Origin of the sequence: Dactylosporangium sp. NPDC048998 (genome assembly GCF_043197855.1) — a bacterium.
In the GTDB taxonomy this organism is placed as follows: Bacteria; Actinomycetota; Actinomycetes; order Mycobacteriales; family Micromonosporaceae; genus Dactylosporangium.
In genome coordinates, this window is the sequence record NZ_JBICTV010000014.1 from 69,695 (window position 1) to 94,729 (window position 25,035).

The 25,035-nt window shown below is 72.5% G+C and carries 19 protein-coding genes and 11 tRNA genes; 17 read left to right on the forward strand and 13 right to left on the reverse strand.

All coding sequences use genetic code 11. The features are described from left to right. Positions 1 to 49: 49 nt before the first annotated feature. From ACGFI8_RS28300 to ACGFI8_RS28310, 3 genes are read left to right on the forward strand one after another with little or no spacing between them, the layout of a single operon-like run. The gene (locus ACGFI8_RS28300; protein ID WP_392809440.1) at positions 50 to 2,797 is read left to right on the forward strand and encodes an FtsX-like permease family protein; all 2,748 of its coding nucleotides are present in this window, start codon (positions 50 to 52) and stop codon (positions 2,795 to 2,797) included. A gap of 3 nt (positions 2,798 to 2,800) precedes the next feature. Then, entirely contained in the window at positions 2,801 to 3,526 is a 726-nt protein-coding gene (locus ACGFI8_RS28305) for an ABC transporter ATP-binding protein (RefSeq protein WP_392809441.1), read from the forward strand. A 59-nt stretch (positions 3,527 to 3,585) separates the two neighbouring features. After that, positions 3,586 to 3,765 (forward strand): hypothetical protein, encoded by a 180-nt coding sequence (locus ACGFI8_RS28310; RefSeq protein ID WP_392809442.1) that lies wholly within the window; start codon positions 3,586 to 3,588, stop codon positions 3,763 to 3,765. Between the two features lie 345 nt (positions 3,766 to 4,110). Here the strand turns inward: ACGFI8_RS28310 and ACGFI8_RS28315 are convergent, their stop codons facing one another. Both ACGFI8_RS28315 and ACGFI8_RS28320 read right to left on the reverse strand, forming a co-directional pair. Then, the gene (locus tag ACGFI8_RS28315) at positions 4,111 to 4,917 is read right to left on the reverse strand and encodes a hypothetical protein (RefSeq protein WP_392809444.1); all 807 of its coding nucleotides are present in this window, start codon (positions 4,915 to 4,917) and stop codon (positions 4,111 to 4,113) included. A gap of 140 nt (positions 4,918 to 5,057) precedes the next feature. Next, a complete protein-coding gene (locus tag ACGFI8_RS28320) occupies positions 5,058 to 5,288 on the reverse strand; it encodes a hypothetical protein (RefSeq protein ID WP_392809446.1) in 231 nt (76 codons plus the stop codon). Between the two features lie 526 nt (positions 5,289 to 5,814). Here ACGFI8_RS28320 and ACGFI8_RS28325 point away from each other — a divergent pair. From ACGFI8_RS28325 to ACGFI8_RS28375, 11 genes are all read left to right on the forward strand, one after another. After that, a tRNA-Ala gene (locus tag ACGFI8_RS28325) sits at positions 5,815 to 5,886 on the forward strand. Between the two features lie 27 nt (positions 5,887 to 5,913). Then, a tRNA-Glu gene (locus ACGFI8_RS28330) sits at positions 5,914 to 5,987 on the forward strand. A 10-nt stretch (positions 5,988 to 5,997) separates the two neighbouring features. Continuing rightward, positions 5,998 to 6,071: transfer RNA gene (locus tag ACGFI8_RS28335), tRNA-Gly, on the forward strand. 30 nt (positions 6,072 to 6,101) lie between these two features. Then, positions 6,102 to 6,173, forward strand: a tRNA-Asp gene (locus ACGFI8_RS28340). 13 nt (positions 6,174 to 6,186) lie between these two features. Next, positions 6,187 to 6,261: transfer RNA gene (locus ACGFI8_RS28345), tRNA-Gly, on the forward strand. Between the two features lie 12 nt (positions 6,262 to 6,273). Continuing rightward, positions 6,274 to 6,346 (forward strand) — tRNA-Leu (locus ACGFI8_RS28350). A 14-nt stretch (positions 6,347 to 6,360) separates the two neighbouring features. Next, positions 6,361 to 6,433: transfer RNA gene (locus ACGFI8_RS28355), tRNA-Val, on the forward strand. Position 6,434: 1 nt separating this feature from the next. Continuing rightward, positions 6,435 to 6,509, forward strand: a tRNA-Glu gene (locus ACGFI8_RS28360). 80 nt (positions 6,510 to 6,589) lie between these two features. Continuing rightward, positions 6,590 to 6,669, forward strand: a tRNA-Met gene (locus ACGFI8_RS28365). Between the two features lie 40 nt (positions 6,670 to 6,709). Further along, a tRNA-Tyr gene (locus ACGFI8_RS28370) sits at positions 6,710 to 6,793 on the forward strand. Between the two features lie 12 nt (positions 6,794 to 6,805). Beyond that, a tRNA-Cys gene (locus ACGFI8_RS28375) sits at positions 6,806 to 6,876 on the forward strand. 172 nt (positions 6,877 to 7,048) lie between these two features. Here the strand turns inward: ACGFI8_RS28375 and ACGFI8_RS28380 are convergent. From ACGFI8_RS28380 to ACGFI8_RS28390, 3 genes are all read right to left on the reverse strand, one after another. Next, the gene (locus ACGFI8_RS28380; RefSeq protein WP_392809448.1) at positions 7,049 to 8,380 is read right to left on the reverse strand and encodes a PQQ-binding-like beta-propeller repeat protein; all 1,332 of its coding nucleotides are present in this window, start codon (positions 8,378 to 8,380) and stop codon (positions 7,049 to 7,051) included. Positions 8,381 to 8,942: 562 nt separating this feature from the next. Then, positions 8,943 to 9,551, reverse strand: coding sequence for a C40 family peptidase (locus ACGFI8_RS28385; protein ID WP_392809449.1), 609 nt, complete (start codon positions 9,549 to 9,551; stop codon positions 8,943 to 8,945). 420 nt (positions 9,552 to 9,971) lie between these two features. Continuing rightward, entirely contained in the window at positions 9,972 to 10,799 is an 828-nt protein-coding gene (locus ACGFI8_RS28390; protein WP_392809450.1) for a transglutaminase domain-containing protein, read from the reverse strand. A 164-nt stretch (positions 10,800 to 10,963) separates the two neighbouring features. Between ACGFI8_RS28390 and ACGFI8_RS28395 the strand changes: the two genes are divergently transcribed. Then, positions 10,964 to 11,947: a ricin-type beta-trefoil lectin domain protein gene (locus ACGFI8_RS28395; RefSeq protein WP_392809451.1), complete on the forward strand. Its 984-nt coding sequence runs from the start codon at positions 10,964 to 10,966 to the stop codon at positions 11,945 to 11,947. A gap of 9 nt (positions 11,948 to 11,956) precedes the next feature. Here the strand turns inward: ACGFI8_RS28395 and ACGFI8_RS28400 are convergent, their stop codons facing one another. Further along, positions 11,957 to 12,778, reverse strand: coding sequence for a serine hydrolase (locus tag ACGFI8_RS28400; protein WP_392809636.1), 822 nt, complete (start codon positions 12,776 to 12,778; stop codon positions 11,957 to 11,959). A gap of 49 nt (positions 12,779 to 12,827) precedes the next feature. Here ACGFI8_RS28400 and ACGFI8_RS28405 point away from each other — a divergent pair, with 49 nt between their 5' ends. After that, on the forward strand, positions 12,828 to 13,373 hold the full coding sequence (locus ACGFI8_RS28405) for a hypothetical protein (RefSeq protein ID WP_392809452.1): 546 nt from the start codon (positions 12,828 to 12,830) through the stop codon (positions 13,371 to 13,373). On the opposite strand, the gene ACGFI8_RS28410 is transcribed toward ACGFI8_RS28405, so the two are convergent. Next, positions 13,361 to 13,939 (reverse strand): DinB family protein, encoded by a 579-nt coding sequence (locus ACGFI8_RS28410; protein WP_392809454.1) that lies wholly within the window; start codon positions 13,937 to 13,939, stop codon positions 13,361 to 13,363. The genes ACGFI8_RS28405 and ACGFI8_RS28410 overlap by 13 nt on opposite strands. Before the next feature lie 199 nt (positions 13,940 to 14,138). Between ACGFI8_RS28410 and ACGFI8_RS28415 the strand changes: the two genes are divergently transcribed. Then, positions 14,139 to 15,815 carry a hypothetical protein gene (locus tag ACGFI8_RS28415; protein WP_392809456.1) on the forward strand — a complete coding sequence of 559 codons (1,677 nt, stop codon included), beginning with the start codon at positions 14,139 to 14,141 and terminating at the stop codon, positions 15,813 to 15,815. A 64-nt stretch (positions 15,816 to 15,879) separates the two neighbouring features. Here ACGFI8_RS28415 and ACGFI8_RS28420 read toward each other — a convergent pair whose 3' ends face one another. From ACGFI8_RS28420 to glgC, 6 genes are all read right to left on the reverse strand, one after another. Then, on the reverse strand, positions 15,880 to 16,317 hold the full coding sequence (locus ACGFI8_RS28420) for an SRPBCC family protein (protein ID WP_392809458.1): 438 nt from the start codon (positions 16,315 to 16,317) through the stop codon (positions 15,880 to 15,882). Positions 16,318 to 16,331: 14 nt separating this feature from the next. After that, positions 16,332 to 18,452, reverse strand: coding sequence for a 1,4-alpha-glucan branching protein GlgB (glgB, locus tag ACGFI8_RS28425; RefSeq protein ID WP_392809459.1), 2,121 nt, complete (start codon positions 18,450 to 18,452; stop codon positions 16,332 to 16,334). An 8-nt stretch (positions 18,453 to 18,460) separates the two neighbouring features. Next, positions 18,461 to 19,798, reverse strand: a complete 1,338-nt coding sequence (locus tag ACGFI8_RS28430; protein ID WP_392809460.1) for a maltokinase — start codon at positions 19,796 to 19,798, stop codon at positions 18,461 to 18,463. 21 nt (positions 19,799 to 19,819) lie between these two features. Continuing rightward, positions 19,820 to 21,535: a maltose alpha-D-glucosyltransferase gene (treS, locus tag ACGFI8_RS28435; protein ID WP_392809462.1), complete on the reverse strand. Its 1,716-nt coding sequence runs from the start codon at positions 21,533 to 21,535 to the stop codon at positions 19,820 to 19,822. A gap of 29 nt (positions 21,536 to 21,564) precedes the next feature. Continuing rightward, on the reverse strand, positions 21,565 to 23,691 hold the full coding sequence (locus ACGFI8_RS28440) for a maltotransferase domain-containing protein (RefSeq protein WP_392809464.1): 2,127 nt from the start codon (positions 23,689 to 23,691) through the stop codon (positions 21,565 to 21,567). A 61-nt stretch (positions 23,692 to 23,752) separates the two neighbouring features. After that, the gene (glgC, locus tag ACGFI8_RS28445) at positions 23,753 to 24,988 is read right to left on the reverse strand and encodes a glucose-1-phosphate adenylyltransferase (protein WP_392809465.1); all 1,236 of its coding nucleotides are present in this window, start codon (positions 24,986 to 24,988) and stop codon (positions 23,753 to 23,755) included. Positions 24,989 to 25,035: the final 47 nt, after the last annotated feature.

Sequence of the window (25,035 nt, forward strand, 5' to 3'; positions counted from 1 at the left end):
GAGATGCTACCCCTTGCATTGTCACAATGCATTGCGACAGAGTACGCGGGTGACCTCATTCATCTGGGCGCATCTACGGGGGCGCGCGGGACGGTCGGTGGCCCTGCTACTCGGCGTGCTGGTGGCGACCACCGGCTTCACCGTGCTGACCGGGGCCACCGACACCGCGCGGCTGGAGGTCACCGGGGAGGTGAACCGCAGCGCCGAGGCGGCCTACCAGGTGCTGGTGCGCCCCCGGGGCACCCGCACCCGGCTGGAGGACGACCGGCAGAAGGTGCGCCCGAACTCGCTCAGCGGGGTCTACGGCGGGATCACCACGGACGAGGTGGCCTGGATCGCCGCCCTCGACGGCGTGGACGTGGCCGCGCCGACCGCCATGGTCGGGTACGCCAACCAGGTCCGCTTCGGCACCGTGGACCTCACCGGCCTGGTCGACCGCTCGCTGGACCGCCAGCTGATCCGCCTCGACCGCACCTTCCTGGCCGACCACGGGCTCAGCAGCGCCCCGGGCCGGGCCGAGTTCGTGTACGTGACCAAGCACCAGCTCGCCTGGCCGAAGGTGGACGGGGCCAGCTCCTCACGCGTGGAGTACAGCGACGGCTCGGTCCGCGCCGGCTCCGACCTCTGCGCCGACTCCCTGCCCGTGCTCGAGGACGGCACGCCGGTCTGCCAGCAGATCGACACGGGCGAGATGAGCAACCTCATGAGCGACCTGCAGGGCGCCCAGGTCACCGTCTTCCGGCTGCGGCCGGACGGCCGGTTCGAGGAGGGCTCCAAGGGCGAGCACGCCGACCAGGTCGTGACCACGGACGCCGCCGTGGCCACCTTCTCCTGGCAAACGCCGATGCTGCTGGCCGCGGTCGACCCCGCCGCCGAGGCGCGGCTGGTCGGCCTGGACCGAGCGCTCACGGCCGGGCGCTACCTCGGCCCGGGCGAACCGCTCGGGCGGGCCCCCGCGCCGGTCGACAAGCCCATCCTGCCGGTGCTGTCGGTCGAGCGACCGTACCCGGACAACAGCCTCCGCGTCGGCCTGAGCCGGGTGCCGCTCAGCGGCCCGCTGCCCGGCGACACCCCCCAGCACGCCCTGGCCGTCCTCGACGCGATGACCGGCCCGCTGCTGCAGACCCGGGAGGTGCAGTCCCGACCGCAGGGCGTCGGCGACAGCGTCACCCTCAAGCCGTTCATGCGCGTCGGCGGCGTCGACTACACCGAGAACCCGGACGGCTCGCTGACCGCCGTGCCGGTCCCCAGCGACCCGGAGGCCTGGCGGGTCAAGGACATCGAGGGCGTCCACCTGCCGTGGCAGCTCTACGACACCTCGTACCGCAGCATCGCCCAGACCAGCAAGCTCGGCGGGGCCCGGGTCGTCGGCGTCTACGACCCGGCGAAGGTCCAGGCGTTCGACCCGCTGACCAAGGTGCCGATGGAGACCTACCAGGCGCCCACGGCCACCGGCGCCGACCAGCGCACCCGCGACCTGCTCGGCGGCGGCGCGCTGCTGCCCAACGGCAACCCGGCCGGCTACCTGGCCACCCCGCCGACGCTGCTGACCAGCCTGGACCTGCTCGACCAGCTCTACAGGCGGCTCGGGCTGGACACCCCGCGCAAGGCACCGGTCTCGGCCGTGCGGGTGCGCGTGGCCGGCGCGCACGGCTTCGACGCCGCCGCGCGGGAACGGGTGCGGGTCGTGGCCGAGCGCATCGCGGCCGCCACCGGGCTCGACGTCGACATCACCTACGGCTCCTCGCCCCAGCCGCAGACGGTGAACATCTCGGCGGGCCGGTTCGGCCGCCCCGAGCTGCGGCTGTCGGAGCTGTGGACCCGAAAGGGGGTGGCGGCGGCCATCGTCAGCGCGGTGGACCGCAAGAGCGTCGTGCTTTTTGGGTTGGTACTCGTGGTCTGCGCGCTGTTCCTCGCGAACGCGGTCGCCGCCGGGGTCCGCGACCGGCGCACCGAGTTGGCGACGCTCACCGCGCTCGGCTGGCCGGCCCGGCGGGTGTTCGCCGCCGTGCTCGGCGAGGTCGCCGCCATCGGGCTGGTCGCCGGGGCCGGCACGATGCTGCTGGCGGCGCCCCTGGGGCGCCTGCTGGCGGTGGGCGTGCCGTGGGGGCGGGCGCTGCTGGCAGTACCGATAGCGCTGCTTCTGGCTCTGCTGAGCGGTCTGCTCCCGGCGTTGTCCGCGGCTCGGGGCCGCCCGGCAAGGGGGCTGCGCCAGGTGGCCTCGCGGCCCCGGCGGGCGGGGCGGCCGCGCGGCCCGGCCGGGCTCGGGCTGCGCAACCTGCTGCGGGTGCCCGGGCGGACGCTGCTCGGCGCGTGCGCGCTGGCGATCGGCATCACCGCGGCCACGGTGCTCGGCGCGATCACGTTCGCGTTCCACGGCGCCATCGTCGGCACGCTGCTGGGCGACGCCGTGTCGCTGCAGGTCCGCTCGGTCGACACGGTCGCGGTGGCGGCCACGGTGCTGCTAGGCGCGTTCGCCGTCGCCGACGTGCTCTACCTCAACATCCGCGACCGCTCGGCCGAGCTCGCCACGCTGCGCGCCACCGGCTGGACGACCGGCGCCCTGGCCCGCCTGGTCGCCGCCGAGGGCCTCGGCATCGGCGTGCTCGGCGGCCTGCTCGGCGCCGGCCTCGGGCTCGGCGGCGCGGCCTGGCTGGTCGGCACCGTGACCGCCGGGCTGCTCTGGACCGCGCTGGCCGGGCTCGCGGCCGGCGCGCTGGTCGCCATCGCCGCCGCGATCGTCCCCGCGCTGCTGCTGCAGCACCTGCCCACCGCCCGCCTGCTGGCCGAGGAGTAAGCAATGTCAGGTTCCGCCGTGTCGGTCGAGGGGCTGACGAAGCGCTTCCGGGATATCGTCGCCGCCGACGAGCTGAGCCTCGACGTGGCCGCGGGCAGCTGCACCGCCGTCACCGGACCGAGCGGCTCGGGCAAGTCGACGCTGCTGCACCTCGTCGGAGCGATCGAGGCGGCCGACGCCGGCCGGATCGTGGTCGACGGGGTCGAGGTGACCGGGCTGCGGCGGCGCCGGCTCAGCGAGTACCGCCGGACGGTCGGCTTCGTGTTCCAGCGGTACCACCTGCTGCCCGCCCTCACCGCCCTGGACAACGTCGTCGCACCGGTGCTGCCGTTCAAGGTCGGGTTCGACAAGCGCGCCCGGGCCCGGGAGCTGCTCGCCGCGGTCGGCCTCGCCGGGCGGGAGCGCGCGCTGCCGGCCGAGCTCTCCGGCGGCCAGCAGCAGCGGGTCGCGATCGCCCGGGCGCTCATCGGCTCGCCCCGCCTGCTGCTGGCCGACGAGCCCACCGGCAACCTCGACTCGGCCAACGGCACCCAGATCCTCGACCTGCTGCTGGAGCTGCGCGAGGAGCACGGCATGACGGTGCTGCTGGCCACCCACGAGCAGCACATCGCGGCCCGCTGCGACCGGCTGATCCGCCTCGGCGACGGCCGGATCACCGACGACCTCGACCTCACGACGGGCGAGCCGCCGGAGTCGACCCTGGCGCGCGCCACCCAGCTGCGGCTTTAGCCGGGGTTTGCACCCTTTCGTGGTTCGATCGGGGCACGTGCCTGCGGGTTGGGGGTGGTATGCCGCAGCTGGACACCGGCGTGCTCGCGCATCCCGAGCGCCTGCGCGCCCTACGCCGGGCCCGCCTGCTCCTGAGCTCCTCGTCGGCACCGGTCTCCAGGGACGCGAACCTGGTCGTCTGGGTAGTCGCGATCAAGGCGGTGAGCAGCAGCGCGGCGCCGGTGCGCACAGCCGGTTGAACCGTGGCAGCCCGGTGCTCGGAGGCTGCGGGTTGCTGGTCCTCGGGCATGGTGCATCCCTTCACGTGGAGGCGCCGGAAGGGGGCGGCGCAGCGAACTGGGCGAAACATGGACTATTGCTGTTATCAGTGGACGAACAGGGCTGCCAGGGACCTAAAGTCGTGTGTGGCGTCGGCCGTGGCGAGCCAGCCCGGCGGCCGCCAGCACGAGGAGAACGAGGCCCGGCAGGTCGCGCTGGCTGGGCGGCCGGTGCTCGATCAACTCATACTCGACGCGTCGTCATCGACGGCCCGCCCGCGGCCTCCGCGGCCGCGCGGAACACTCCACCGCCGTAACGCGCACCGCTCACGACGCGACCGCCGGCCGCACCGCCGCGTCGGCGTCGACCGACGCGCCCGTTGGCGGCGCGCTCGCACCGGCCGGCCGCGCAGGCACGATCATCAGCCGGGGCGACGGCTCCGCCACGGGAGCCGACCGCGCCCGCTGCGCATACAGGCCGGTCGGGCGCGGCAGCCACAACGTGGCCCGCCGGGGACGCGCCGCGCTTCCACGGCCCCGCGCCACCACCGACACCTCGCGGCACTGCACCCGGCCCCGACCCCGACCCCGACCCCGACCAAGCCCCTCCCACACACCGCCTTCGGCGTGCAACGTCACATCCGCCTGCGACCAACCACCGAACGGCATCAACACCGAACCGCGCTGCCGCGCCCGGGCCGCCAACCGACCGCACAACGCAGCCGACGGCACGTCGCTCGTCGCGACCGCCACCACGTCCAGACCGTCCAGCAGCGCCACGACCGCCGATGTCCACTCCGCGCCGACATCCGGCAGCAGCGCCAAGCGGTCCAACCGGATCCCCGTCTCGTCCGCGACGAACGGGTTCAACGATGGCAGCCCAACCACGCCGCACCACGCACCCGCCCTCGACGCCGCCGCCAGCAACAACAACAGCAACGACGTACTGGCCACGCCGGACGAGGCCACCGCCACCGTGCCGCCCCGGCGCAACCCGCCCGGCAGCACAGCGCGCAACTCGTGGACAACCGGCAACGCGCCTTCCGCACCGACCTCAGCGACCAGCCGGCCACGGCGAACCAGCCCCGCCTGCTCCAGGGCCGCAAGCCGGGCATCGCCCGCCAGATTCCTCACAGCCGCGGCTGTCATTGCACCCTCATCGCCGAGCGCAGCAACAAGGCTCGAACCGGCACACGGAACGAACCGAAATCGACATCGCAGGACGAGCTCGGGACACGTGCCGCGCGGGAATCCCGGAACCCGTGCACGTCTGGTCACGGCAGTGCGATCCAGTAGCGGCGGCTGCGGCCCAGCCACGTGTCGCGGACGTCCTCCAGAACACCGCCGTGCAGCCCCGCCACCCAGGCGGCGAAGCCCTCGGGCGAGTCGACCTCGTCGCCCTCGCCCAGGCCGCTGCCATGCTGGGTCGCGCCGCGGCCCCAGTCGTCGCGGGCGGCCAGCCAGGCCGCATGCAGGCGGGTCGTGGGGGCGATCAACTCGGGCACACGGGCAACGTACCCGCTGCGGCCATGCGGCTATCGGGGTGTCCCGAAGCAGACGCGATAAATGCATTGTGCGGGCGCCGTCGAATGCGTAATCTATTCATCGGCACCGAGAAGAAGCACCAAACAGACCACCTGAGACGACAAGGAGATGGCCATGCGGCGGCACCCCGAGCTCGAACCGCGGCGGCAGATGCCGCTCGGTGCCGGGGCCATGGAAGGCTATGCCCTCCTCGTCGCCGTCCTCGACTGTCTGAACTGCGAATATGCCTCGGGTAGGTGGAGCGGCTAGCAGCCCGCTAGCGACGCCTCCGCCGCCCACCCCCACCGGGGACCGGGCGGCTTTTTCGTTCCCTGAAACACCATTCCGCGGCCGGCGGAAATGACGATACCGGCTGCCCGAAAACGCCCCGGCGATTTCGCCGGTGGAATCGACAATTGACAAGTCCACAGTGGATGGCACACGTTTTTGAGCCGAGACGATTCCAGGTCTCGGACGTGCCGCCGGCGTGACCGTGGCGGCGGCGGAGGGCTTGTGGCGCAGCGGTAGCGCATCGGTCTGGCAGACCGAGGGTCAGCGGTTCGAATCCGCTCAGGTCCACGCGGGTGCTCGTGCGGCACCCACCGACGCCCGTGAGGTTGAGGCAGGTAGACCTCCGGATTCTCACTCCGGGAGACCGGGTTCAACCCCCGGACGGGCGACGTGTTGCCTGCGGTAGTCGTCCAACGGGCAGGACACCTGTCTTCCAAACAGGCCGTGACGGGGTTCGAGTCCCCGCTGCCGCTCTGGTGCCCCTGGGGGGAGGCACCTTCCCTGCCGTCGTAGCTCAGCGGGAGAGCAAGGCCCTGTCGAGGCCGAGGTCGCCGGTTCGATTCCGGTCGGCGGTGCGCGGTACCCCACGCGGTTGTAGCTCAGTCAGGTCAGAGCGTCGCCTTGCCATGGCGAAGGTCCCGGGTTCGAATCCCGGCTGCCGCTCGCAACACCCACGCCCTCGTAGCCCAACGGCAGAGGCACGATGTTGAGGACGTCGACGGTGCGCGTTCGAATCGCGCCGGGGGCACGCACGGCAAGGTAGTCCCGGTAGCTCACTTGGTAGAGCACCGTCCCGACATGGCGGGGGCAGCCGGTTCGATTCCGGCCCGGGGCACGGCGCGGTGGACGAATGGGGAGAGTCGCCTGGTTTTCACCCAGGACATGTGCGGGTTCGAGTCCCGTCCGCGCTTCGAAAGTGCCGCTAGCTCAACTGGTGGAGCAGCCGACGCTTCGTCGGCGTGTTCGGGGTTCGAGTCCCCGGCGGCGCGCTCGCAGGGTAGAGGAGTTCGGTCGTCCTCGCCGGTCTCATAAGCCGGAGATCGCGGTGTTCAAATCCCGCCCCTGCCACCACGGAGGAGCCGGTCGGTCACGGGGCCGATCAGCTCACCACGCGGGTGCGCCGACGCTGGAGAGTCGGGGCTGGCTGTAAACCAGCTGCTTTGCTGAGGGGGTTCGAGTCCCTCCACCCGCACCAACCATCGATCGTGACCACATGCCCGAGTGGCCAGGGGACCGCCTGCAAAGCGGTTGACGCCGGTTCGAGTCCGGCTGTGGTCTCGCAACACGTGTCGCCATCCACCGTGGACGGTCCACCGCAGGCGGAGCGTCGGCTGCTCGGCCGCCCCTCATAAGGGCGGAGTGCCCGGATCGACACCGGGGCCTGCGACCACACGCCGGACGAGGTCCAGCGGCGGTGGATCCGTGGTACCCCCGAGGTGCGGCAGACGGTTCAGTATCCGACCGCGACGACCCCCGTGAGGGTACCGACGTAGCCGTGGCCGCGGGCGACGGTGGGGGAGGCGAAGTGCGGGGCGCGGCCGATGTTCAGCCGCGCGCGTTCGTGCCCGTTGGCGGGGTCGAGCAGGTGGAGCACGCCCGCGTCGACGTCGACGACCCAGAGTGAGCCGCCGGCGAGCACCGGGGAGCCGGTGGCGCCGTCTGGGCCGTGCCAGCCGACGGTGATCCGGTCCGAGGCGGTGTCGACGGTCACCGCCCGGACCCCGTCGTCGCATGGCAGGAACAGCGTGGTGCCGGAGACCGCGGCGCCGCCGAACGGGGCGCAGACCTCCCGCTTCGCCAGCTGGCCGCCGATGCCGCCGAGGTTCGCCGGGTCGAGCAGGTAGCCGACGCCGCGCTTGCCGGCGATGAAGATCCTGTCGCCGCCCGGGCCGGAGACCAGGGCCGGGGTCATCGAGCCGAGGTCGAGGTCGCCGGCGTTGTCCTCGGCCCACGTGTCCGGGGCGAAGTAGCCCGTGCGGCGCAGTGAGTGGTCCAGCGCGATGACCGTGTCGCTGCCGTCGAATCCGGTCGTCGACGAGGTCGACTCGCCGTTGCCGACCGCGTAGTACAGCTGCTGGCCGATGACGACCCCGCCGGCGGGGGACCAGATGCCGCCCTCGCGCGGCGTCGGCACGGCGTAGGTCTGCAGCTCGCCGCCGCCGGAGGTCGGCGCCGACACGACCGAGCCGACGTACTTCCCGCAGTCCCCGGCGTGCCCGCCGTAGGCGATGTAGACGCGCCCGGCGTACACGGTGAGGCCGGCCCGCTGCTGGTGCGCGAGCCGGTCGCCGTGCGGCGGCTCGACCGCACGGCGCAGCCGGACCTCGCCGCTGCCGACGTCGACGCCGATCAGGGTGTGTGCGCCGCCGGTGGTCTCCGCGACGGCGAAGGCCAGCTTCGTCTGGGCGTCGTAGGCCATGGTGCCGGTGATGCCGAGCGGGTCGATGTTGCCGCACGACAGCGCGGAGCCGGGCACCGGCGTGCCGACGTGCGCCGACCACAGCACGGCGCCGGACCGCGCGTCGAGGGCGTAGACGGTGTCGTTCTCGGTCGCCGCGAGCACCCTCGTGCCGATGACGAGCGGCTGGCCGTATACGGCGCCGTCCAGCCGCGCCTCCCACGCCTTGGCGAGCCGCGTGGCGGGCGGGGCGCTGGGGCCGATGCCGGTGCGCGCGTTGTCGCGGTGGTACGTCGGCCAGTCGTCGACCGGCACCGGCGCCGGGTCGCGGCCGCATGCCGCGAGCACCAGCGCGGCGGCGAGCACTGCTGCGGACCGGCGCACGCCGTCCAACGTACCCAGGTCATGAGGCCGCACTCACGAATCGCTGGATCCGCTCGACGACGTCCGGCGGCGGGCCTGTCCATGACGTAGTAGGAGTCCAGATCCGGGTCGAGGATCAGGTTGGAGTTGTTGCCGGCGTGGGTGATCAGCTCCGCCAGGGCATCGGCGGCGGGGCCCCCGGTGCCGGGCACCGCGCCCAGCGCCGCGTCGAGGCGAAGGTTCGGGTGGCCGCCGACCGCCGAGCGCAGCGCGGTCAGGTCGGGCGCCCGGCCGGCCGACACGTCGGTCATGGCGGCGAGCGCGGGCAGCACGACCGCGGTGCCGTCGCGCTCCGCCGCGGCGAAGTCGAGCTGGGCGCCGACGGAGTCGGTGTATGCCCAGTCGCGCCGAGCCCGGGAACCAGCGGCACGACGACCAGCACCGCCAGCCGGGTGCTGGTGCGCACCCGGTCGGACAGCCACAGGACCGGCACGAGCAACGCGGGCCGGCGGGATCCGCTCGTATCGGCGGGATCGGCCCGGGCGGGCGCAGAGCTGAGAGAAATGCCCGCCCGGGACGGCCTTCACAGGAAGCGGTACGCCGTGCCGCCGCGCACCGGTGCGACGCGCACCCCGGCGGACGGGTTGGCCGCCTCGACCATCTTGCCGTTGCCGATGTAGATGGCGACGTGCCCCGACGTGTGGATGACGTCGCCGGGCATCCATTGCCCGGAGGGCACCTGCCGGCCGCGGGCCGCGATCTGCTCGCTCTGGTGCGGCAGTTTGATGCCGACCCGGGCGTACGCGGCCATCACCAGGCCGCTGCAGTCGTAGGCGTCCGGGCCCGACCGGCCGTACACGTACGGTTTGCCGACCTGCGCGAGGGCGAAGTTCACCACGGTGCCCGCGGCCCCGGAAGGGGGAGCGACGGTGGTCGGCTGTTTGCTCGACGATCCCGACTTCGTGCTCTTGTTCGAGCTCTGGTTGGAAGTGGTCGTCTTCTTCGTGGGCGGCTTCGACGCGGTGCTCGGCTGGGCGGGAGCCGGCGGGGCCGGGGGGACCGCCGCGTCGCGCTGGGACTTCGCCATGAACGTCGTGCGCTCGCGGTACGCGCGGTCGGCGCGTTCATAGGCGGTGAGCAGGGCCTCCTGCTCGGAGATCGACGGCGCCGGCGAGCCGGAATCGGCGTTCATGACCGGTGCCGCGGGTCGCGGGCTGGCCGCGGCCGCGGAGGGGCCGAGCCAGACGGTGTACAGGGCAAGGGCTGCGGTGCCTGCTGCGATGCGATGCAGCGGCTGGCGTGCGTTCAGGTCGGCTCCATGGTCGGCCCGGTGCACTCTCGCGTGTCTCGGGTGGAGCGCCGCGGTGTTGGCCGACGCTGACCCGAAGTACCGGGCTAAACGGACATTCCTCCACTCCAGCTCCCGAGGGGGCCGTCGGCGACGCTAGGCGAGGCGCGCGGCGTCTGCGGATGCTCGTGACGTTCCTCACCGCGTATCTCACCCATGGATGGGCGGGTATCAAACCGAATGTCCGTCCCACTCGGACAACCTTTTCCGGCCGTTAGGACGTCTTGGTTGCGCCGTTTTCCGGCGCGCGATTCGAGGGCGGGCTCAGACGGCGACCCAGCCGTCGAAGCCGCTCGGGGACAGGCAGTGCACGCGGCCGTCGAGGTGCAGCGACGGGTCGCTGCGGTAGCGCTCGGTCAGGCGGCGCTCGGCCGGCGCGTCGCCCTGGTCCGCGGCGAGCAGGAGCTCGGCCAGTTCGTCGGCGGTGCGGTCGGTGATGGCGCCCCACTGGTCCCACAGCAGGACCTCGTCGCCGTTGCGGTGGGCGACCTCCAGCAGCACCGAGTCGAGCAGGAACTGGTGGCCGTGGAACGGCAGGGCCGGGTCGACGCCGTAGCGGTCGGCGTCGATCAGGCCGCGGCGGTGCGACGTCCACGCCTGGGCGGCGGTGATGAACTGCGGTATGTCGGCGGTGTCGAACGGGAAGGCGGCGGGATCGAGCTGCGCGTCGGCGAACACCCAGCGCCGGCCGTTCCAGTACTCGGCGACGACGTGGTCGTAGTTCCAGTCCTCGGCGAAGTACGGCGAGAAGCCGACCCGGGTGCGGGCCGGCACCCCGCGGCGGCGCAGTGCGGCGACGGTGAGCAGTGAGAAGTCGCGGCAGCAGCCGACGACCCGGTCGGCCTCGGGCCGGGGCCGGGCCAGCGGGGCCGGGAAGCGCCGCTGGTCGAGCTCCAGCATCCTCGACACCCAGCGCGTGTCGATCTCGGCCAGGCGGGGGCCGGTGAACGCGATGCCCGCCGCCCGGTAGTGCACGACCACGTTGCGCACCGCCGCCATCAGTGCCGGCAGGTCTTCGGGGAGGTCGTCGAGGAGCTCACCGAACCGGCCGGGGTCGCTGAAGCGGGTCTGCTCGCGGTACCGCTGCGTCATCCATCGAACCATAGCAACATTTCGGCAGTGATCTCGACGATCGGCCGGGGAGGGTGGGGCCGCGGGTGAGACACGATTTCACCCTCCCGGCGTGAATCAACATCCGCCGATTGTCACTACGGTCGGCGGCATGTTGCTCACAAGGCGTTGCGGGTGACCTGCGCATGACTCCCACCGATCCGCTGACCCCCACCGACCCGCTGACCGACGAGCCGCCGCGTCTCGTCCGCCCCTTCGTCCGTCTCACGGAACGCGACCACGCCGAGCCGCCGGCGCGGATCGCCGAGCCCGAGCCCCCCGCCGGCCGGGGCGTGGGGGTCGCCCGGGCCGAGCCGTCGCCGGCCACCGACGGACCGGCCGTCGGTTCCGGCCGAGCCGGCCGAGCCGCGCGGGCCGTCCGACCCGCCCGGCACGCCCGGAGGGGCCGCCGCCACCGGCTCGTGGTGAGCTCCGCCGTGATGGCATTCCTCGGCATCACCGCGCTGGTGCTGGGCGCCGCCGACCTGGGTGGCGCGCCCGCATCGCAGCGCGCCCAGGCCGCCGAGCCGAACCGGGGCCGCGTGGCGACGGCCACCCTGACCGCCCCGTCGGCGGCGGACCCTTCGGCGTCCGGGACGTCGCCTGCGGAACCGCCGCCGGCCGGGCCGGCGGGGACGTGGGCGGCCGACCCGGCGGGGACGCCGGCCGCGCAGCCGGCGCAGACATGGGCCGACGGACCGGCGCAGACGTCGGCCGCCGCCACGCCGGGCGGCCCGCCCGGGGCCACCGACTCGCCCGCGCCGTCGCAGTCGCTGGCGGGCGAGGCCCGCACCGGCACGATCACCAGGCCGTCCGGGCTGTGCCTCGACGGCGCCCGGCTGCGGGCGTGGACCTGCGACGGGAGCGAGGGCCAGACCTGGACGGTGCGCCCGGACGGGTCCGTCCAGACCCTCGGCAGCTGCCTCGACGCGGCGAGTTCGCCGGGGCTGCGCGACTGCGACGGCAGCCCGGCCCAGCAGTGGCGCGCGGGCACCCCGCAGACCCTGGTCAACGCGGAGTCGGGGCTGTGCCTGAGCGCCCTGGGCAACCCGGACGACGGGGACAGCCGGGCGCGGCTGCGCATGGTCACCTGCGGCTGGTCCGACGCGCAACGCTGGACCCTGCCGTAGACCGAGCGGTCAGCAACATTCGAGCATGACGCGCCCCAGCGCGGCGTGCGCGGCGACCGCGGGGTGGGTGGCGCCGTAGTCCGCGGCGGCGCCCAGCCCGTCGGCGAACAGGCTGTAGACCAGCGCCGGGGCGCCGTCGGGGGCGAACATGATCCCGGCCTCGTGCCGGGCCGCGCCGCGCTCGTCGCGGTCGGCGCCGTGCTTCGTGGCCACCCGGGCGCGCTGCGCGGAGGACATGTCCCGGCGTATCCCGTCGTGGTACCCGGCGGCGCCACGCAGCACGCGCAGCAGGAACCCGCCGGTCTCCGGGCCCAGCAGCGTGCCGGCGGCCAGCCGGGCCAGCAGGTCGTGCGTCTCGCGCGCGGTGGTGTCGCCGAGCAGGAACCGGGCGGGGTCGGTGACCGGCTCGACGCGGGTGCGGGCGAACCCCTTCGCGGCGAGGATCTCGTTGATCTCCGCGGCGGGCGCGAGCCGGCCGCACAGCCGCACCGCGGTGTTGTCCGACACGAGCAGCAGGGCGGTGACGACGCCGGCGGCGGTGAGCTCGTCGCCCCAGACCGGCTGCAGGTGGTAGATGCCGCTGCCGCCGAGCACGTCCCCGGCCTCCAGCCGCACCCGCCGGCCCAGGTCGAGCTCGCCGCGGTCGGCCTTGTCGAGCAGCGCCACCGCGACCGCGAGCTTCTGGACGCTGTACCCCTTGACCGCCCGCTCGGCGTCGTCGCACACCACGACGCCGGCCCCGGCGAGGGTGACGTACGCGTGCCAGTCGCCGCCGGCGCGCGCCTTGTGCCGCGCGTACGCCCGCCGGATCCGCGTGACCGGCGGCAGCATCGAGGTCACCAGCGCGAGTCTAGGGCGCCGGCCTGGTTAAGGTGCTGACATGGACGCCGAGGACACCGCCGGGCAGCTTGCCGCCGTCCTCGGCGCGCACCTGGGCCGCCTGGCGTTCGCCGACCGCGGCACCGACGACGTCACCGAGCTGCTCATCGCGGCGACCGTCGAGTGGGCGCGCGGGCGGGGCTGGCGGGCGTACCGGCGGGCGGCGAGCGTCGTGCCGCTGCCCCCGCCGTACGAGCGGCAGTTCTCCGTCGTCGACGTCGGCATCGCCCGGCCCGGCGCGGCCCCGGTCGTCGTCGAGGTCGACCACGCCGACCGGCGCCGCACCCTGGACAAGCTCGCCGCCGAGGCCGCCGCGGGCCGGGTGGCGCTGTGGGTCCGCTGGGGCGCCGGCCGCCTCATCCCGCCGCCGCCCCCGGTTGTGCTCGTACCGTTCCCGGTCATCTCGCGCCGCGGCCCGTCGGGCGCCCGCGTGCATTCACATACGGCGAACACGGGCCGCCCCGCGCCGGCCCACACCGAGCCGGTCGGCGCGTACACCCCGGAGCCCATGACGCTCACGCCGGACCCGGAAGGTCACTCGGCGTAGCTGACCCTGGGCTCCCAGGGCTGCAGCCACGGGGTGGCCGGCCAGCCCTCGGCGGCGGCCATGAGCGGCATCGCGGTGGCGCCGTCGACCGCCTCGCGGACGATGTCGGCGTGCCCGGCGTGCCGCGCGGTCTCCTCGATGAGGTGCAGCAGCACCCAGCGCACCGACCACGCCTCGACGTCCTGCGGGAACCACGGCACGCCCTTCGGCACGGGCACCTCCCGGCCGAGGTCGGCGATCCCGGCGACCGCGGCGGCAGTCTCCGCGGCCACCGCGGTGTAGTCGGCGAGGACCTCGTCCAGCGTCTGGTCCTCACGCAGCGTGAAGCCGTCGGCGTAGTCGACCTGCGGGTACGGGCGCCCCAGCATCATCGCGACCCAGCCGCGCTCGGTCTGGGCGACGTGCTTGACCAGGCCGCCGACGGACAGCGTCCCGGCCGTGGGGGTGGCCCGGGCCTGCTCGTCGGTCAGCCCGTACGCGGCGATGCGGACCGCCTGCCGCTGCTGGTCGAGGTAGGCGAGCAGGCCCTCGCGCTCGTCGGCGACGGGTGGGACGTTTCCCGGCATTTCGGTACCTCCGCTGATGGGTTCGTTTCCCCAGCTTCGCAGCGGATCCGGTCAGGTTTCGGCCGCTTCCGCGAACTCCCCCTGTCCGGCGCGGACGTATGGACGCGCCGGGGGTGGCGTGAGGTTGTCGCGCGACCCGGAGTGTCAATGATCAGACCTGACCGATGGCCGACAGCCAGTGTGCCCCAGAATTGCCCGGGTGAGTTCGACCCCCACCGCAGTGACCGCCACCGTTCCCCGGCAGCCGGCCGCCGGCACCACCACCAGCACCGGCCCGGCGCTGCGCACCCGCGGACGGCTCGCCACCGCGGGGCTGCTCGTGTCCGGCGCGGCCGTCCTGCTGCTGGGATACCTGCGCATGGCCCGCACCAACGGCACCAACGCCGACGGGGCCGCCAACGCGCTGCAGGCGTGGGACCTGCTGCACGGCAACCTCGGGCTGCGCGGCTGGACGCTCAGCGACGTGTCGTTCTACCCGACGGAGCTGGTCCAGTACGCGCTCATCGAGCTGGTGTACGGGCTCGACGAGAACGTCGTGCACGTCGCCGCGGCGATCACCTATGTGCTGCTCATCGTCTGCGCCGCGCTGGTGGCCCGCGGCGAGGCCACCGGTCGCGCGGCCTGGGCCCGCGTCGCGGCGGTGGTGGCGGTACTGCTGATCCCCCAGCCGCACGCCGGCTGGACGATCGTCCTCAACGTCCCCAACCACACCGGCACCGCGGTACCACTGCTGGTCACCGCCCTGCTGATCGAACGCCGGGCGGCACTGCGCCGGTGGTGGCCGGTCGCCGTCACGGCGCTGCTCACGATCGCGCAGGTCTCGGACCCGCTCGCGATGTACATCGGCGCCCTGCCGCTGGCCACAGTCAGCGCGCTGCGCCTCCTGCGGGCGCTGCGGACCCGCACCGAGCGGGGCATCGACACGCACCTGCTCGTGGCCGCGGCCGCCTCGGTTGCCCTCGCGCACGCGGCGGTGCGGCTGATCGGCCTCGCCGGCGGGTTCCGTGTGCACCAGCCGATCGCCGAGTTCACCACCTGGGACGCGGTCCCCGACCACCTGGTCAAGCTGCTGCGCACCACGACCCTGGACTACGGCGCCTACTTCCCGTACCTCGGCGCCGGCGACCCCGCGCTGACGGCCCTGAACTACGCGGCCGGCGCGGTGAACCTGGCGCTGATGCTCGCCGCGCTCGCCGCGACCCTCGTCACCGTCGCCCGGCTGCTGGGCCGGCGCGGGCACGGCGACCGGGTGGCGCAGTGGCTGGCCGTCGCGATCGCGGTGAACCTGGCCGCGTTCGTCGCCTCGACCCAGGCCGCGGACATGGCCAGCGCCCGCCAGGTGGTCGCGGTCCTGCCGTTCGGCGCCGTGCTGGCAGCGCGCGTCTTCGGCGACCGGGCCGCGGCGCTGTGGGCGGCGCCCCGCCGGGCCGGCCGGATCGCGTGGCGGGCGACCGCGCTCGCCGCGGCCGCCCTGCTCGTGACGTCGTTCGCGGTGCACGCGGCGGTGGCCCGGCCCCGCCCGCCCGAGGCCGCCGAGGCGGCGGCGTGGCTGGAACGGCACGACCTGCGCTACGGCCTCGGGGCCTACTGGGCCTCCCACACCGTCACCGTCGCGACCGACGGCCGGGTCCGGGTCGCGCCGGTGGTCGACCCGATCCCGCGCGCGTTCCCCTGGGAGTCCAAGGCGGAGTGGTACGACCCGCAGCGCCACGACGCCCGGTTCCTCATCGTGGACCGCACGCTGGAGCACTACGGCACGGTCAGCGGGGCGATCGAGCGCTTCGGCCTGCCGGTGACCCGCGTCGACCTCGAGCGCTGGACGATCCTGGTCTACGACCACAATCTCCTGCCCGACCTGCCGCGCCACCGCCGGTGAGAACTGGGCTCACGCGGCGGCTGCGTGCGGCCGCCGCACCGGAGCCGGACCTGGAGCCGGGGATCTAGCCCGCGGCGCGGGCCTCGGCGGCCTTGCGCAGGCCCTCGGCCTCGGTGCGGATGAAGCGGCGGATGAGGCCCGCGTAGAGCAGGGTCACGACCCGGGCGAGCGGGCCGGCGAACGACAGCGTCAGCTCGGCGGTGCAGGTGCCGTCGCCGTTGTCGATCGCCCAGTGGCCGGCCACGTTGCGCACGCCGGGGGAGGACGACGAGGTCCACTCGAAGCCGTGCGCGTCGACGCGGGTGACGGTCCAGGTCGACGGGCGCAGCTTCGGCTGCTTGACGGTGACCGTCTCGCCGGCGGTCAGCGGGCCGGTGGCCCGGCGGTCCACGGTGGACACCGACGCGGTCCAGGACGGCCAGTCCTGGACCGCCTTCATGATGTCGCCGGCCACGGCCGCCGGCGCGGCGATCGTGATCGAGTCACGGAAGTCGACGCTCATGGCTGGAGCGTACGTCACCCCAGTTTGAGCCAGAGCGCGCCCAGCGGCGGAATGCGCAGCTGGACGGAGGCGGGCAGGCCGTCGTGCGGCACACCGGTCGCCTCGACCGAGCCCATGTTGCCCACGCCCGAGCCGCCGTAGGCGTCGGCGTCGGTGTTGAGGATCTCCGACCAGCGGCCGGTGAAGGGCAGGCCGATGCGGTACCCCTCGTGCGGGTGCGCGGCGAAGTTGACCACGACGGCGACGACCGAGCCGTCGGCGCCCCAGCGCAGGTAGGAGAAGACGTTGCCGCCCGAGTCCTCGTTGTTGATCCAGCGGAAGCCGTCCGGGGTGGTGTCCTGGCTCCACAGCGCCGGGGTGCTCCGGTAGGTGGCGTTGAGATCGTGGACGAGCCGCTGCAGGCCGGAGCGGGACGGGTCGTGCAGCAGGTCCCAGTTGAGGCCGCGCTCCTCGCTCCACTCGTGCTCGTCGCCGAGCTCGCAGCCCATGAACAGCAGCTGCTTGCCGGGGAACGACCACATGTAGGCCAGCAGCGCCCGCGCGTTGGCGACCTTCTTCCACAGGTCGCCGGGCATCTTGCCGACGAGGGAGCCCTTGCCGTGCACGACCTCGTCGTGGCTGATCGGCAGCACGTAGTTCTCGCTCCAGGCGTACACCGTGGCGAACGTCATCTGGTTGTGGTGGTACTGCCGGTAGATGGGGTCCTTGCCCACGTAGGTGAGCGTGTCGTGCATCCACCCCATGTTCCACTTGAAGCCGAAGCCGAGGCCGCCCGCGTCGGTCGGGCGGGTCACGCCCAGCCATGCCGTCGACTCCTCGGCGATCATCATGATGCCGGGGTGGTGCTTGTAGACGGTGGCGTTGGCCTCCTGCAGGAAGGAGATCGCGTCGAGGTTCTCCCGGCCGCCGTACTGGTTGGGCGACCACTGGCCGTGCTCGCGGGAGTAGTCGAGGTAGAGCATCGAGGCGACCGCGTCGACCCGCAGCGCGTCGGCGTGGAACTCCTCGCACCAGTAGAGGGCGTTGGCGACGAGGAAGTTGCGCACCTCCTTGCGGCCGAAGTCGAAGATGAGCGTGCCCCAGTCGGGGTGCTCGCCGCGGCGCCAGTCGCCGTGCTCGTACAGGGGCGTGCCGTCGAAGCGCGCCAGGGCCCACGAGTCCTTCGGGAAGTGGGCCGGCACCCAGTCCAGGATCACGCCGATGTCGGCCTGGTGGAGGCGGTCGACGAGGTGGCGGAACTCGTCGGGGGAGCCGAACCGGGCCGTCGGGGCGTAGTAGCCGGTGACCTGGTAGCCCCACGAGCCGCCGAACGGGTGCTCCATGACCGGCAGGAACTCCACGTGGGTGAACCCGAGCTCCTTGACGTACTCGGTCAGCTGGTCGGCCAGCTCCACGTAGGACAGTCCGGGGCGCCACGAGCCGAGGTGGACCTCGTAGATGCTCACCGGATCCCCGTGCGGATGCCGCTCGGCGCGGGCCGCGATCCAGTCGGCGTCCTTCCAGTCGTAGCCGGAGCTGTAGATCACGCTCGCGGTCGCCGGGGGCCGCTCGGTGTGCTGGGCCAGCGGGTCGGCCTTCTCCACCCAGTCGTTGTCGGGCGTGAGCAGCCGGAACTTGTACCGCTGCCCGGCCTGCGCGCCCGGCACGAACAGCTCCCAGACGCCGCTGCCGCCCAGCGAGCGCATCGGCCAGCCGTCGTGCGGACCCCAGCCGGTGAAGTCGCCGATGACCCGCACACCGCGGGCGTTGGGCGCCCACACGGCGAACGCGACGCCGCCGGGGCGGACCTGCGCGCCGAGGACGGTCCACAGCCGCTCGTGCCGGCCCTCCTGGATGAGGTGCAGGTCGAGCTCGCCGAGGGTGGGCAGGTGGCGGTACGGGTCGTCGGTCAGCGTGCCGTCGGCGTCGACGCGGTAGTCGGAGACGACGCCGGGCACCTCGACCTCGAACACGCCGTCGCCGTGCACCTGGGTCATCGGGTACCGCTCGCCGCCGGCCACCACCGCCACCTCGCTCGCGCCGCGGCGCAGCGCCCGGATGACGGTCGTGTCGGCATCCACGCGCGTGCGGGGGTGGGCGCCCAGGACGCCATGCGGGTCGTGGGCACGCCCGGCGATGAGGTCGTCGAGATTCATGGGGGTGATCACCTTGTCGTCAGGTCGGAACCGTTCACGATGCGCTCGATCGACCGCAGGGGAATCCGCAGCCAGCCCGGCCGGTGCCGCGCCTCGTACGCGGTCTCGTAGACCGCCTTGTCCAGCTCGTACGCCCGCAGCAGCGCCCGGTCCTCCCGCGGGTCGTAACCGGCGGCGGCAGCATAGCCGTCGCAGAATGCGTCCCGGTTACGGTCCACCCACTGGCGGGCCCGCCGGGCGAGCTCCTCGTCGTTCTCCTCGCCCAGCAGCAGCTGGTAGGCAGCGTACTCGTAGGAGCGCAGCATGGCGGCGACGTCCCGCAGTACCGAATCCGGCCTTCTGCGCTCCTCCACCGGCATGCCGGGCTCGCCCTCGAAGTCGATGAGCAGCCAGGACTCCGGCGTGCGCAGCACCTGACCGAGGTGCAGGTCCCCGTGGATGCGCTGGGTGGTGATGGTCTCGCCGGCGATGGCGCGCAGCGTCGCGGCGATGTCGCCGGCCCGCTCGGCGAGGTCCGGCACCGTTTGGACCGCTCGGTCCAGCCGGGTGAGCATCGCCTCGGTCGGCGCCGGCCCGGACTCGGTGCCCAGCTCCGCGGCGAGGGTGCGGTGCACGTGCGCGACCGCCTCGCCCAGGCGCGCCGACTCGCTGGCGAAGTCGCCGCCGACCTCGTCGGGGCTGAGGTCGTGCTCGGCGAACAGGTCGCGGGCGCTGGTCTCCGCCATCGCCCAGCCCTCGGCCGAGTTCTGCGCGTACTCGGTCACCATCGCCAGCGCCAGGTGCTCGCCCTCGGGGGTGTCGCTCTCGATGGCGCCGAGCAGCCGGGCCACATTGGGGCAGCCGGCCCGGGCGAGGACCCGGTTGAGCTCCAGGTCGGGGTTGACCCCGGCGTTGACCCGGCGGAACACCTTGAGGATCGCCGCGCTGTCGAACACCACGCTGGTGTTGCTCTGCTCGGCCCCGCCGATGCGGGCCGGGGCGTCGACCGGCAGCGCCACCCCGGGCTCGGGCACGAACCGGACCCCGTCGACGACCGCGCCGGTGTCGATGAGCGCCAGCAGCCGCCGCGCGGAGTGCTCGTCGTAGAGCGCGTCGGAGGCGGCCCGTTCGCCGTCGGCGCCGATGAGGGCGGCCGCGGAGAGCTCGGCGGCCACGTCGAGGTTCCAGCCGACGAAGAGCTGGTAGCGCTCCGCGCCGCCGTCGGCGTAGTGCGCGTCGAGCAGGACGTGGTCGAGGCCGTCCGGCAGGTGGGTGACGAGGGCGGGCTCGACGTGGGTCAGGGTGCGGGTCCGCCCCGCGTACCACCGCTGATGCGGCAGCCAGTCGGTGTACGGCAGAGAAGTCATCGCTTGCCTCCAGCTCTCCCTCTAGCTCTGCTCTGCCGGCGCGCTCAGCTGGAACCAGTAGAAGCCGTGCCCGGGCAGGGTCAGCAGGTAGGGCAGCTGGCCGATGTTGGGGAACTGCACGTGCCCGGTCAGCTCGACGGGCGTGTACCCCGCCCACTCCTGCAGGTTGAGCTCGATCGGCTGGGGGAAGCGGGACAGGTTGTTCACGCACAGCACGACGTCGCCGCCGTGGACGCGCACGAACGCCAGGATCGACGGGTTGGAGCCGCCCAGCTCGCGGAACTCCCCGGCGGCGAACGCGCCGTGCCGCCGGCGCACCTGCAGCATCGTGCGGGTCCAGTTGAGCACCGAGGTGGAGCTCTCCCGCTGCGCCTCCACGTTGATCGACTGGTATCCGTAGATGTGGTCCTGGATCGCCGGCAGGTACAGGCGCCCGGGGTTGGCCTGGGAGAAGCCCGCGTTGCGGTCCGGCGTCCACTGCATCGGGGTGCGCACGCCGTCGCGGTCGCCGAGCCAGATGTTGTCGCCCATGCCGATCTCGTCGCCGTAGTACAGCACCGGCGAGCCCGGCAGGGACAGCAGTAACGCGGTGAACAGCTCGATCTGGTTGCGGTCGTTCTCCAGCAGCGGGGCGAGCCGCCGCCGGATGCCCACGTTGGCGCGCATCCGCGGGTCCTTGGCGTACTCCGCGTACATGTAGTCGCGCTCCTCGTCGGTGACCATCTCCAGGGTCAGCTCGTCGTGGTTGCGCAGGAAGATGCCCCACTGGCAGTTCGGCGGGATCTGCGGGGTGTGCGCCAGGATCTCCGAGATCGGGAAGCGGGACTCCCGGCGGACCGCCATGAAGATGCGCGGCATGAGCGGAAAGTGGAAGGCCATATGGCACTCGTCGCCGTCGCCGAAGTACTCCACGACGTCGGCCGGCCACTGGTTGGCCTCGGCGAGCAGGACCCGGCCCGGGAACTCGTCGTCGATCACCTTGCGGCAGCGGCGCAGGAACTCGTGCGTCTCGGGCAGGTTCTCGCAGTTGGTGCCCTCGGCCTCGAACAGGTAGGGCACCGCATCGAGCCGGAAGCCGTCGATGCCCAGGTCGAGCCAGAACCGCAGCGCGTCGATCATCTCGCGCTGGACCTCGGGGTTGGCGTAGTTGAGGTCCGGCTGGTGGGAGAAGAACCGGTGCCAGTAGAACTGCCGCCGCACCGGGTCGAAGGTCCAGTTGGACTCCTCGGTGTCGACGAAGATGACCCGGGCGTCGGCGTAGCCCTTGTCGGTGTCGGACCAGACGTAGAAGTCGCCGTACGGCCCGGTCGGGTCGCGCCGGGACTCCTGGAACCACTGGTGCGAGTCGGACGTGTGGTTCATGACCAGGTCCGTGATCACCCGGATGCCGCGCTTGTGCGCCGCGTCGAGCAGGTCGACGAAGTCCTCGACGGTGCCGAAGTCCGGCAGCACCTTGTAGAAGTCCCGGATGTCGTACCCCCCGTCGCGCAGCGGGGAGTCGTAGAACGGGGGCAGCCACAGGCAGTCGACGCCGAGCCACTGCAGATAGTCGAGCTGGCCGATGAGGCCCTTGAGGTCGCCGGAGCCGTCGGCGTTGGAGTCGGCGAAGGCGCGCACCAGCACCTCGTAGAACACGGCCCGCTGAAACCAGCCCTCTTCCGCGGGCAGCACCCGCGCCTGGCCGAAATCACTAGAGGATGGATGCTCGACGGCCGCGTGCTCGACTGCTTCGCTCATGTTCTGTTCCACCTGCCCTGCCTTGCCCTCTATCGGTGGCGATGCACCGTCAACACGTGTGCCGGCTCGTAGTAGGGGTCGAGCCGGACCGCGTTGTGCTGTCCCCAGTCGAATGTCGCGCCTGTCACCTCGTCGCGCACCGTGAACCGCTCGTGCCAGTCGAAGCCGAGCGCGGGCATGTCCAGCGTCGTGTTACCCCACTGCACATTGTGCGAATCCAGCGACACGACGACCAGCACCGTGTCGTCGGACTGCGGGTCGCGCTTGGAGAAGCACAGCATCTGCTCGTTGTCGATGCCGTGGAACACCGTGTTGCGCAGCCAGTGCAGCGCCGGGTGCTCGCGCCGCACCGTGTTGAGCCGGCGCAGGAAGGGCGCCAGCGACTCGCCGTTGTGCTCCGCCGCCGCCCAGTCGCGGGGGCGCAGCTGGTACTTCTCGTTGTCCAGGTACTCCTCGGCGCCCGGCCGGGGCAGGTGCTCGAAGAGCTCGAAGCCCGCGTACATGCCCCACGACGGGCTCAGCAGCGCGGCCAGCACCGCGCGGATCTTGAACATCGGCGGGCCGCCGTGCTGCAGGTGCTCGGGCAGGATGTCCGGCGTGTTTGGCCAGAAGTTGGGGCGCATGTAGTCGGCGGCGGCGATGAGCTCCTGCACGTATTCGCGCAGCTCCCAGCCCTGCACCCGCCAGGTGAAGTACGTGTAGGACTGGGAGAACCCGACCTTGCCCAGGCCGTGCATCATCGCGGGCCGGGTGAACGCCTCGGCCAGGAACAGCACGTCGGGATCGACCGCCTTGACCTCGCCGATCAGCCACTGCCAGAACCCGACCGGCTTGGTGTGGGGGTTGTCCACCCGGAAGATCTTGACGCCCTGCGCCACCCAGTGCAGCACGATGCGCAGCACTTCGTCGCGGATGCCCTCGGGGTCGTTGTCGAAGTTCAGCGGATAGATGTCCTGGTACTTCTTGGGCGGGTTCTCCGCGTAGGCGATGCTGCCGTCGGCGCGGGTGGTGAACCACTCGGGGTGCTCGATGACCCACGGGTGGTCCGGCGCGCACTGCAGCGCCAGGTCTATCGCGATCTCCACGCCGACCCGGCGCCCCTCGGCGATGAACGCCCGGAAGTCCTCGAGCGTGCCCAGGTCCGGGTGGACGGCGTCGTGGCCGCCCTCGGCGGCGCCGATCGCCCACGGCGAGCCGACGTCGTCGGGGCCGGCGACCAGCGTGTTGTTCGGCCCCTTGCGGTTGACCCGGCCGATCGGGTGGATCGGCGGCAGATACACCACGTCGAAGCCCATGTCGGCGACCTGGGCCAGCCGCGGCGCGGCCGAGACGAACGTGCCGTGCTCGACCGGCTTGCCGTTCTCGTCGACGACCGCGCCCTCGGAGCGCGGGAAGAACTCGTACCACGCGGAGAACAGCGCCCGCTGCCGGTCGCACCACAGCGGCAGTGCCTCGCCGCAGGTGACCTGGCGGCGCAGCGGGTGCCGCCACAGCAGGTCGGTCAGCCCCAGCGCCGGCGACACCCGGGCGAACAGCGGGATGGCGGTGTCGTCCAGGGCGCCGGCCGCGCCGAGGAGCCGGCCGCGCTCGCCGAGCGGCACCCCGAGCGCGGCCTCGCGCAGCAGCTCCGCTCCCTCGGCCAGGTCGTTGGCGAGATCCTCCAGGCCCTGCCCGGCGGCGATCTTCTTGGACACGGCGCTGTGCCAGGTGAGGTACGGGTCGCTGAACGCCTCGACCGCGAACGTCCACGCGCCGACGGCGTCCGGGCGGATCTCGCCGTACCAGGTATCGGTGCCCGGCGGGCCCGGGCGCAGCCGGTTGAACGGCGCCTCGCGCCCCTCAGGGGAGATGAGCACGACATTGCAGCCCATCATCGCGTGGCCCTCGCGGTAGGAGACCGCCGAGACCGGCACCAGCTCGCCGACGACCGCCTTGGCGGCGAGGCGGCCGCCCTCGATCTGCGGCGTGACCCGCTCGATCGGGAACCGCTGGCCGCCGCCGAAGGCCGGGCCGCCGAACGACGCGGCGGGCGACTCCGCCGTCTCCTGCGGCCGCACGGGCTCCTCGGACAGGGCGATCTCCGTCTCGGTGGGCGCCGTGGTGGCGATCTCGGTCTTCAGGGCTTCGGGCGCGTGCTGCTCCGGGGGGTTACCCATGATCCTCACCGTATCGAATCCGAGCCTTGCCTGCAGGGGAAGGGCCGCTGTGCGAGACCGCTCAGGGCTCGACGCGCTGGCCCTTGCCGATGACCACGATGCCGCCGTCGGAGACCGTGAACCGCTTGCGGTCGCGCGCCAGATCCACCCCGATCTCGGCGCCCTCCGGCACGATCACGTTCTTGTCCAGGATGGCGTTGCGCACCACGGCGTGCCGCCCGATGTCGACGCCCTCCATCAGCACCGAGCCCTCGACGTGGGCCCACGAGTGCACCCTGACGTTCGGCGACACCACCGAGTTCTCCACCAGCGAACCGGAGATGACCGCGCCGGGGGAGATCATCGAGCCGACCGCCCGGCCGACCCGCTCGCCCCAGCCGTGCACGAACTTGGCCGGCGGCCAGGGGCTGTTGCCGGTGAAGATGGGCCATTCGAAGTTGTACAGGTTGAAGATCGGCTGCACGGCGATGAGATCCATGTTGGCCTCGTAGTACGAGTCCAGCGTCCCGACGTCGCGCCAGTAGCCGCGGTCGCGTTCGGAGCTGCCCGGCACCACGTTGTTGCTGAAGTCGTACACCGCGGCTTCGTTCTTGCCCACGAAGTACGGGATGATGTTGCCGCCCATATCGTGCTTGCTGGACGCGTCCTGCGCGTCACGGGTGACCGCCTCGATGAGCGCGTCGGTGGTGAAGACGTAGTTGCCCATCGACGCGAAGATCTCGCCGGGGGAGTCCGGCAGGCCCTTGGCGTCCTTGGGCTTCTCACGGAACGCGCTGATCTGCCGGCCGCTGTCGCCGACTTCGATCACCCCGAACTGGTCGGCGGTCGACAGCGGCTGGCGGATGCCGGCGACCGTCGCGGCGGCGCCCGACTCGATGTGCTGGCGCACCATCTGCTCGGGGTCCATCCGGTAGATGTGGTCGGCGCCGAACACGATGACGTAGTCCGGCCGCTCGTCGTTGATCAGGTTGAGGCTCTGGTAGATCGCGTCCGCCGACCCGGCGAACCAGCGCGGGCCGAGGCGCTGCTGCGCCGGCACCGGCGTGACGTAGTTGCCCAGCAGCGTGGACATCCGCCAGGTCTTCGTGACGTGCCGGTCCAGCGAGTGCGACTTGTACTGGGTCAGCACGACCATCTTCAGATAGCCGCCGTTGGCCAGGTTGGACAGCACGAAGTCGATCAGCCGGTAAATGCCGCCGAACGGCACCGCCGGCTTGGCCCGGTCCGTGGTCAGGGGCATCAGCCGCTTGCCCTCGCCTCCGGCGAGGACTATCGCGAGGACCTTCTTGGCAGCCATGGCGCAGACGCTAAACGTGTCCGGCGTGTTGCGCCAGACGAAGAACA